We start from the raw sequence: 9,397 nt of genomic DNA, 5'->3' as shown, positions 1-9,397 counted from the left end.
TCCGAATCCAAGGCTCTGCGGCAAAGCTCGATTGAGGCGGCCTCAGCTCCCGATGCGCACGCCACGCGTCGGGGCAACGACGGAGGCTGTCCGGCGCGCGGCGCGGATCACGTCAAGCTTCGGGAGGATCCCGCCATGAGCTGGAACCAAGTCTACGATCCGTTGGGAAACTCACTCTGGTCGACGGCGCTCGCCGCGTTGCCAATCCTGGTGCTGCTGGGTGGTATCGGCCTGCTGCACCTGAAGGCGCACATCGCCGCGCTCCTTGGCCTCGCTGTGGCGCTGATCGTGGCGGTCGTCGGCTTCGGAATGCCCGCACCCATGGCCGGCGCGACGGCGGCCTACGGTGCAGCCTTCGGGCTGCTGCCAATCGGCTGGATCATCCTGAACGTGATCTTCCTTTACCGGCTCACCGAGCGGACGGGGCAGTTCGATATCCTGCGCGACTCGATTGCCGGCATCACGCCGGACCGGCGGCTGCAACTGTTGTTCATCGCCTTCTCGTTCGGGGCGTTCTTCGAGGGCGCGGCGGGCTTCGGCACCCCGGTGGCGGTAACCGCCGCGATGCTGATGGGGCTCGGCTTCACACCGCTCGCCGCCGCCGGCCTCTCGCTCATCGCGAATACGGCACCGGTCGCCTACGGCGCGCTCGGCGCGCCCGTCATCGCGCTCGCGGCGGTCACGGGCCTCGACCTGATCGAACTCTCCGGCATGATCGGGCGCCAGCTCCCGTTCTTCTCACTTCTCGTACCGTTCTGGCTGATCTGGGCGTTCGCCGGCCGTAAGGGCATGCTGGAGGTCTGGCCGGCGCTCCTCGTGGCCGGGCTCGCCTTCGCCGTTCCGCAGTATCTCGTCTCGAATTTCCACGGCCCCTGGCTCGTGGACGTCGTCGCGGCGATCTGCTCGATGGCGGCGCTCGCGGGCTTCCTGCGGGTATGGCAGCCGGCGCGCATCTGGACCGCGACGGACGGCGGCGCGCAGCCCGCCACGGTCGCGCTGCGCCACAGCCACAGCGCCGGGACGGTGTTCCGTGCTTGGCTGCCCTGGCTGATCCTCTCAGTCTTCGTCTTCGCCTGGGGCACGCCGCAGTTCCGCGCGTGGCTCGACTCGGTCTGGGTGTGGCGGATGCCGATCCCCGGCCTGCACAACCTTGTCGTCAAGATGCCGCCGGTCGTCGCCAGCGCCCATAACGAAGCGGCGGTCTACACCCTCAACCTCCTCTCGGCGACCGGCACCGGCATCCTGCTCTCGGCCATCGTCGGCGGCCTGATCCTCGGCTTCAGCCCGCTCAAGCTTGTGCGTGAGTACGGGCGGACTGCCTGGCTTGTCCGCTACTCGCTGTTGACGATCTCGGCGATGCTGGCGCTCGGCTACGTCACCAAGTACTCGGGCACCGACGCCACCCTGGGGCTGGCTTTCGCGCAGACCGGCTGGATCTACCCCTTCTTCGGGGCGATGCTGGGCTGGCTCGGCGTGGCGTTGACGGGATCGGACACCGCCTCGAACGTCCTGTTCGGCGGCCTGCAGAAGATCACGGCGGAGCAGCTGGGCCTTTCGCCGATCCTGATGGCCGCCTCGAACTCGTCGGGTGGCGTGATGGGCAAGATGATCGACGCACAGTCGATCGTCGTCGCCTCGACCGCGACGCAGTGGTACGGCGGCGAGGCGAAGATCCTGCGCTACGTCTTCTTCCACTCGATCGCGCTCGCCGCCCTCGTCGGCGTCCTGGTGATGCTGCAGGCCTACGTGCCACCCTTCACCGCGCTCGTCCCGGCCATGCCGGTCCCCGCCCTCGCGCGCTGAGCCTTCCGGGCCGGGGGCCCTTGGCTGCCCCCGGTCTTCCTTCCTCATCCGGCGCTGCCACCGCGCGCCTGCGGAGACTCGCGATGCGACTCAAGAGCTGCCACAGCTTCCACGATTTCCGCCGCATGGCGCAGAAGCGCCTGCCGGGACCGATCTTCGACTACATCGATGGGGCGGCCGACGACGAGGTCACCTATCGGCGCAACACCGCCGCGTTCGAGACCTGCCAGCTCGTGCCGAACGTCCTGCGCGGTGTGGGCGACATCGACATGTCGGTGACGGTGATGGGCCAGAAGCTCGCCTTACCGGTCTACTGCTCGCCCACGGCCCTGCAGCGGCTGTTCCACCATCAGGGCGAGCGCGCCGTCGCCGCTGCCGCGGGCAAGTATGGCACGATGTTCGGCGTCTCCTCGCTCGGAACGGTGAGCCTGGAGGAGGCGCGTCGCATCAGCGGCAGCCCGCAGGTCTACCAGTTCTACTTCCACAAGGACCGCGGCCTGAACCGCGCCATGATGGCCCGCGCCAAGCAGGCGGGGATCGAGGTGATGATGCTGACCGTGGACAGCATCACCGGCGGCAATCGCGAGCGCGACAAACGCACCGGCTTCTCGATTCCCTTCCGGCTCACGCTCGCCGGGATGATGCAGTTCGGGCTGAAGCCGGCCTGGGCAATCAATTACCTGACACACGAGGGCTTCAAGCTGCCGCAGCTCGACGGGCACGTCGACATGGGTGGGGGGGCGCTCTCGATCAGCCGCTACTTCACCGAGATGCTCGATCCCAGCCTGTCATGGGACGACGTTGCCGCGATGGTGCAGGAATGGGATGGCCAGTTCTGCCTGAAGGGCGTGATGTCGGTGGAGGATGCCAAGCGCGCAGTCGAGATCGGCTGCACTGGCATCATCCTGTCAAACCACGGCGGCCGGCAACTCGACGGATCACGCTCGGCCTTCGACCAACTTGCCGAGATTGTCGATGCGGTCGGCGATCGGATCGACGTGATCATGGACGGCGGGGTCCAGCGCGGCACTCATGTACTGAAGGCGCTGTCTCTTGGAGCGAAAGCCGTCGGCCTCGGCCGCTACTACTTGTTCCCGCTTGCAGCGGCCGGTCAGGCCGGCGTCGAGCGCGCTCTTGAACTCATGCGATCGGAGATCGAGCGCGATATGCGGTTGATGGGGTGTGCATCCATCGACCAGCTCACACGCGCAAATTTGCGCTTCGCCTGAAGCGCCGAAAGGATGCGACGCGCGTAATGCGCCACAGTGACGGCTATACCTGCAGTATTTCTAAAAATTTATCTGACGGATGCAAAATGCGCTCGCTCAAAGAGGACGAACAGGCAGTACTCGCAGCGCTTACCGATGATTTTATAAGCACGTCTGTTGTTAAAATCCGATCTGGATTTTCAAGCGGAGCAAAAAATGACAGCACTTTGGCCGCTTGCCTGGAGTTAGAGCGACGAGGATTGGCAGAGTGCAAAAGTTGCGGCTCAAGTCAGATACGACGCTGGCGTTTGGTGGTTCGCCAAGTTGATTTCCCATGAATCCGGGCAAGGAACGGTCACTGTTACAATTTTATTGGCTACCAATTTTTCACAAGATTTAATTGCGGCCTGGCAATAAGTGCCACAATTCATGGAATTTGATTTTTGCACACAATTTCTTCACGCATTTAAGTGGTTGGAAAACGGTCGTTTTCTGGACACATAGCAGGCGGCGCTACCTATCGTTGCGTTCCAATAGCGCAAGCGATGTGGAACAGCGCAGCTAGAATTCGGCCTGGCCGGTCAGCTCACAGAGAGAAGCCGGAACAATCTGTCCGCTATAAATGCGCCTTCAGACAACAATCTCTGGCAGCTGCTCCTAACACCCATCAAAGATATATATAATTTTTGTAGAAGATTTTTTCCGATATTTAACGGATACGATTATTTGCTTTTGCACCAAGCTAGGAACATTCGAACACCTTCTTTCACCTGAGCTTCGATTTCGATAGACGAAGGACGCTCACCTAGAAGCATCCGCTCTCTGATCTGGCCTGTCGTCACGGACACAAATAGCTGAACGGCGGTCCCGACATCTTTGATCACGAGCACACGTCGAGCGATTTGATCGGTGAGATACGTCGTCACGACCTCACGGAACGCGTCGGTGCTTTCTCTATAAAGCGTTACGAGGTGGGGGAAGCGCCCGGCTTCCGTGATGACCAACCTGTAGAGTCCGAACTCGCGTTCCGACGTCCAATGGTAGGCGGTGGTCAGGGCAAAGGTCGTCAAACCTTGCTCGGGGCTGATTGAGCCATCCGTAAGCTCCTGGGCCAGTCCTTCGCGCGAGGCTTCCGTTAGGTGAACCACGACTGCCAGCAGCAACTCGTCTTTAGTGGCGTAGCGCGCGTAGATCGTCTTGGGCGAAACTCCTGCGGTGCGGGCTACACGCGCGATGTTTGCCCCCTCATAGCCGTATGTCAGAAACTCGGCAGTGACGATGTCCATCAGCCGATCCTGACGTGCCTGGATTGTCGCCGCGCGCGGGCGTCCGGGGCTCAGCGCACGCTTCCTCGACGCCGACGGCGACGCATCCTTCTGGCTTGTCGTCACTGCATACCTCCCCGGGACGTTCCTACTTGAAAAGGAACCTATTATTTCCTTTATGGTTCTCCAACGGGGCGCATCCAGAGAGCCGCATCATGTTGCGTTTGACCCTCCCAATCTTATTCCTTTCCCTTGTCGTTGGTAGCGGTCTCCACGGCGCTGCCGCCGAGACAAGTATCACGGAAGCGACCTTGGCGTGTCGCAGCGACGTCCTGCGCCTGTGTGCGGAGAACGTGCCCAACCGTCCGGCGATCATCGCCTGCATGCATCAACACCGCGAGCAGTTGAGTGCCCGCTGCGGTGCCGTGTTCGATGAGGGGACGAGCGCGTCATCCTCCGCCGGGAGGTCGCACGACTGACGCTCCGCGTCCTCCAGTGATTGCTGCTACCGGCGCTTTCCCCCTTCGACGGAGTGTCATCCATGAAGGTCGTCGTCGACCTCAACCGCTGCCAAGCTTACGCGCAGTGCATCTACGCCGCTCCGGACCACTTCGCCCTGCATGGTGCAGAAGCGTTGGTCTACGACACGGCGCCCGACGAAGCCGCCCGAGCCGAGATTGAGCGCGCGGTGCAGGCCTGCCCGGTACGTGCCATTACTGCGACGAGCGACATTCCAGTCCCTATGCCGCAGAAAGCGGGCGACCAATGACAGCGCCCACCGAAGCTCCTCGCCAGATCGTCATCGTCGGCGCCTCGCTCGCGGGCCTGTCCGCGGCGCACGCACTGCGTGACGTGGGCTACGGAGGCAGGATCATCCTGATCGGTGACGAGCACGAGTCGCCCTACGATCGGCCGCCGCTGTCGAAGCAGGTGCTCCGCGGCCTGTACGGCGCGGACACCTCCCTGCCGCAACGGGCCGATCTGGATGCCACGTTCCGCCTCGGGGTCGGTGCATTGGAGCTCGATACGCTCGCACATCGTATCTACCTCTCGGACGGCACGCAGATCGTATACGACCGGTTGCTCATCGCGACCGGGACTCGGGCACGTCCGTGGCCGAACGGTGCGGAAGCAGCTTCCTCAAACGTGTACACGCTCCGCAGCCACGCGGACGCTGAGCATCTCGCACGCGGCCTCGCCTGGAAACCGCGCCGCGTGCTCATCATCGGTGGCGGGTTTATCGGCTGTGAGATCGCGTCGTGTTGCCGCGATCTCGGCCTCGACGTGACCCTGGCGGTGCGCGGTGCGCTCCCGTTGGCTCATGCCCTGGGTTCCGTCACGGCCGCTTTCATGCGGGACGTGATCCGCGACTGCGGCGTGGACCTCCGCCTGGAGACGGAAGTCGCGCGATTTCAAGCCGATGCGGATAGCCGGGTCGTCGCGGCCATCCTGCGCACCGGCCAGCGGATCGAGGCGGATTGCGTCGTCGCCGCCCTCGGCGCCCTGCGCAACACCGAGTGGCTGGCCGGTGCGGGCTTGGAGGTTTCGCCCAAAGGCGTGCGCGTCGACGCCCATTGCCGCGTCCTCAGCACCACCCGGGCAGTTGTGCCGGATGTCTTCGCGGCCGGCGATATTGCTCACTGGCCGAGCGCCATCTACGGCGGCCGCCACCTCGCCGTCGAGCACTGGGGCAACGCGGTCGCTCAAGCCGAGACGGCAGCCCGGAACATGGCCGCCGGTGAAGCGGGGCTGGTCTCCTACGACCACCTGCCGGACTTCTGGTCGCAGCAATTCGGTCTCAACATCAAGCTCGTCGGCCTGCCGGCCGGGGCCGACCAATTCGCGGTCGTCCAGGGTTCGTTGCGGGATCGCCGGTTCATCGGCGTGTACGGCGCGCAGGGGCGAACCGTGGCCGCTGTCTCCGTAGACAGCGCCCGTTGGCTGCCCGCCTACCGAGCCGCGGTGACAGAGGGGGCTCCCTTCCCACCGATCGTCGGCGCCCTCGACCAAGCCGATATCCGGCCTCGACCCCTGGCCCAGACCGTGCCCTAACCGCATCCCGCACCACCGTCCGACAGGAGCTCACCGTGAACGGCACGCTGTTCCAGCAGATCCTCGATCCGGCCAACCGCGCCGACCCGTACCCGCTCTACGCCGAGATGCGCCGGACGCCCGTGAGCCGCCAAGACGACGGCAGTTACGTCGTGAGCACCCACGCGGAACTCTACCGCCTCCTGTACGATCCGCGCATCAGCTCGGAGGATCTGCCCGATCCGCCTCTGTTCCGCTGGACCGGGCATCCCCTGCGCGACCTGTTCGTCCGCCCGATCCGAAGCCGGATCACCGCGCGCCATCGTCCCTTCATCTTCCGCGATCCGCCGGATCACGATCTCCTGCGCCGGCAGGTCATGCGCGAGTTCGCACCTGCCCGCGTGCGGGCAATGCACCGCAAGGCGGAGCAGCTCACCCACGCCCTTCTCGACGGGCTGCGGGACCGGACCGACCTCGATCTGGTGGACGATTTCTCCTACCCCCTGCCGGTTACAGTGATTTGCGAGCTGCTCGGCGTCCCGCGCGAGGACGAGCCCCGGTTCCAGGGATGGGCGACGCAGCTCGCCACCGCCCTCGAACCGGACCGGCGTACGGACCGCGAGAACGCCGGCAGGACCGAGGAAGCGTTCACGGCGATCTCCGACTACCTGCGGGGATTGATCAAGGAGAAGCGCCAGGCGCCGCAGGACGACCTGCTCTCCGGGCTCGCGACCGGGCACGACGGCGAGCGCATGAACGACCACGACCTCGTGGCCACGGCCGTCCTGCTCCTGGTCGCGGGTCACGAGACGACCGTGAACCTGATCACCAACGGCGTCCTGACGCTGCTCCGCTTCCCCGAGCACCTGGAACGCCTGCGCCGGGAGCCGGCGATCGCGCCGCGGCTGATCGAGGAGCTGCTGCGCTACGAGCCGCCCGTCCACTATCGCACGCGGCTGGCGCGCGCCGACATCGCGATCGGGGGAACCACGATCCCGGAAGGGGCGCCGGTAGTACTCCTGCTCGCGTCCGGCAGCCGCGACCCGCTGCGCTTCGCCGATCCGGACCGCTTCGATCCCGACCGCGCGAACAACCAGCACTTCGGGTTCGGCGGCAGCCTGCACTACTGCGTGGGAGCTCCGCTGGCGCGGATCGAGGCGGAGGTCGCACTCGTCGCGCTGGCCCAGCGGCTGCGGGCGCCGCGGCTTCTCGCCGACCCACCGCCATACCGCCCCGGCGCCTCGCTGCGCGGTCCACGGCACCTGCTTTTGGCCATCGACGCCGTCGCACCGGGCGTATCGGCGGAGCTCGCGGCATGAGTACGCTCGACGGGAATTCTCACCGCGACGCCGGAAGGCCCTATCTCCGCTACACGCCGGATGTCGAGGTTCAACAACCCGATGAAGCGGCCCTGACGGCAGAAATCCTCGACGTCATGGCGCGCTCGAACCATGTGGCGTTCGAGCGGCATCGTCACGCGGTCCGCGACGCCCACGCCAAGAGCCACGGCATCCTCACGGGCGAGCTCGTCATATCTGACGGGCTGCCGGCACACCTGCAGCAGGGGATCTTCGCACGACCCGCCGTCTACCCCGTCGTCGTGCGCCTGTCCTCCGCGCCCGGCGACATCCACTCCGACACGGTCCCGGCCCCGCGCGGCATGGCGATCAAGGTGCTCGGGGTCGAGGGTGAACGCCTCCTGCCTGAGGACGCGGGAGGCAACCAGGACTTCCTGCTCGTCAACATCCCCGTCCTCAGCTTCGGTACCATCCAGGCCTACAGGCAGCTCGTCGGTCTCCTGGAGAAGAACGCCCGGAACCCCGCCTTCCTGCAGCGGGCGCTCGCCGGCGCCGCGCGCGGGATCGAGTCGGCGGCCGAAGCGGTCGGTCTCACGCCCGGCGCGACCCTGCGCGGGTTGGCCCGGGACAACGCCCACCTGCTCGGCGAGACCTACCACTCCATGGCGGCGCTCCGCTTCGGCGACCACGTCGCCAAGATCAGCGCCGCGCCGTTGTCCGCCAACGTGCGGGCGCTGACCGGCAAGGAAATCGGCCCGGTCGACGACGGGACTATGCGCGATCTCGTCGTCGAGCACTTCCGGACAGAAGGGGCCGAGTATCAGCTCCGTGCCCAGCTCTGCACCGATCTCGCGGCGATGCCGGTCGAGGACGCCTCGGTGCTCTGGCCGGACGATATCTCACCGCACCAGCCGGTCGCCACCCTGCGGCTCCCGCCGCAGGATGCTTACTCTCCGGCCCGGCGCGTCTACGGTGATGACGTGCTCTCGTTCAATCCTTGGCATGGCATCCAGGAGCACAGGCCGCTCGGCTCGATCATGCGGGTGCGCATCGCCGCCTACGAACGGTCGAGCGCCCGTCGACACGCGCTCAATGCCCGGCCGCGCGTCGAGCCGACGTCGATCGAACAGATCCCTGACTGACGGGCGCTTCCGAACCGCGGACGCAGAGGAGTTATCCATGACCGACAGTAACGACACCCCGCAGATCGACGAGACCCGCCTGCAAGCCATACGCCGGCGGATCGAGGAGGTCGCGGGCGACGCGCCGCAGCTCGCCAAGCTCGCGCTCGAACAGATGATGACCCGGCACAATCCCGACCTGAAGGGCTCCGCGGGCTCGGCCGGGCGGGTTGGCGCGCAGTCCGGCAACGTTTCCGAGCTGACGGCGATCGCCAAGCTGAAGCCGGGAGGCGCCGAGCGGCTGCGCCGCATCTTCGGCCTGGTCAACGGCAACTTCGATGGCGCGCAGAAGGTCGGCACGCTCCACGACATGCGTTTCGCCTTCTTCGACGACGACACGCGCATCCTGTTCGCCACCACCTATGACGGCGACTGGGACACGTACATCAACGACTTCGCCACCAAGATCCCGGACCTGATGGACCTGCTGTTCCAGTCGGTCGAGGGCTGGCCGGGGATCAAGAGCCCCAAGGTCAAGGACTTCATCGCCGGGCACCAGGTCACCGCTGCCGGCTGGTTCGTGGCCAACCCGCAGGTCACGGTCGTCGACGTGCGCCGGCTCCAGCGCCTGGAGCGGGCCTTCAACGAGTTCCTGGACAAGGTGGGCTGAG

At 65.6% G+C, this 9,397-nt stretch carries 9 protein-coding genes; 8 read left to right on the top strand and 1 reads right to left on the bottom strand.

The window, feature by feature from the left end; genetic code table 11:
• The first annotated feature begins 135 nt into the window (after positions 1-135).
• From MPPM_RS27340 to MPPM_RS28350, 3 genes are all read left to right on the top strand, one after another.
• Complete coding sequence (locus MPPM_RS27340; protein WP_096488096.1) at positions 136-1,803, top strand: L-lactate permease; 1,668 nt, start codon at positions 136-138, stop codon at positions 1,801-1,803.
• Between the two features lie 83 nt (positions 1,804-1,886).
• The gene (locus MPPM_RS27335) at positions 1,887-3,032 is read left to right on the top strand and encodes an alpha-hydroxy acid oxidase (protein ID WP_096488095.1); all 1,146 of its coding nucleotides are present in this window, start codon (positions 1,887-1,889) and stop codon (positions 3,030-3,032) included.
• Positions 3,033-3,058: 26 nt separating this feature from the next.
• The gene (locus tag MPPM_RS28350; protein ID WP_157914323.1) at positions 3,059-3,349 is read left to right on the top strand and encodes a hypothetical protein; all 291 of its coding nucleotides are present in this window, start codon (positions 3,059-3,061) and stop codon (positions 3,347-3,349) included.
• Positions 3,350-3,733: 384 nt separating this feature from the next.
• Here MPPM_RS28350 and MPPM_RS27330 read toward each other — a convergent pair whose 3' ends face one another.
• A complete protein-coding gene (locus MPPM_RS27330) occupies positions 3,734-4,297 on the bottom strand; it encodes a TetR/AcrR family transcriptional regulator (RefSeq protein ID WP_096488094.1) in 564 nt (187 codons plus the stop codon).
• 520 nt (positions 4,298-4,817) lie between these two features.
• Here MPPM_RS27330 and MPPM_RS27320 point away from each other — a divergent pair.
• The 5 genes from MPPM_RS27320 to MPPM_RS27300 are packed head-to-tail and all read left to right on the top strand — an operon-like array spanning position 4,818 to position 9,396.
• Complete coding sequence (locus MPPM_RS27320; protein WP_096488092.1) at positions 4,818-5,045, top strand: ferredoxin; 228 nt, start codon at positions 4,818-4,820, stop codon at positions 5,043-5,045.
• Positions 5,042-6,328, top strand: coding sequence for an NAD(P)/FAD-dependent oxidoreductase (locus MPPM_RS27315; protein ID WP_096488091.1), 1,287 nt, complete (start codon positions 5,042-5,044; stop codon positions 6,326-6,328). Before MPPM_RS27320 ends, MPPM_RS27315 begins: the two co-directional genes overlap by 4 nt.
• Positions 6,329-6,363: 35 nt before the next feature.
• On the top strand, positions 6,364-7,626 hold the full coding sequence (locus tag MPPM_RS27310) for a cytochrome P450 (RefSeq protein WP_096488090.1): 1,263 nt from the start codon (positions 6,364-6,366) through the stop codon (positions 7,624-7,626).
• Complete coding sequence (locus MPPM_RS27305) at positions 7,623-8,747, top strand: catalase family protein (RefSeq protein WP_173808035.1); 1,125 nt, start codon at positions 7,623-7,625, stop codon at positions 8,745-8,747. The genes MPPM_RS27310 and MPPM_RS27305 overlap by 4 nt, the downstream gene beginning before the upstream one ends.
• A 37-nt stretch (positions 8,748-8,784) precedes the next feature.
• Positions 8,785-9,396: a hypothetical protein gene (locus tag MPPM_RS27300; protein ID WP_003601162.1), complete on the top strand. Its 612-nt coding sequence runs from the start codon at positions 8,785-8,787 to the stop codon at positions 9,394-9,396.
• Position 9,397: the final 1 nt, after the last annotated feature.

The organism is Methylorubrum populi, from assembly GCF_002355515.1.
GTDB classification, from domain to species: Bacteria; Pseudomonadota; Alphaproteobacteria; order Rhizobiales; family Beijerinckiaceae; genus Methylobacterium; species Methylobacterium populi_A.
This window is presented reverse-complemented; position numbering and strand designations above follow the sequence as displayed.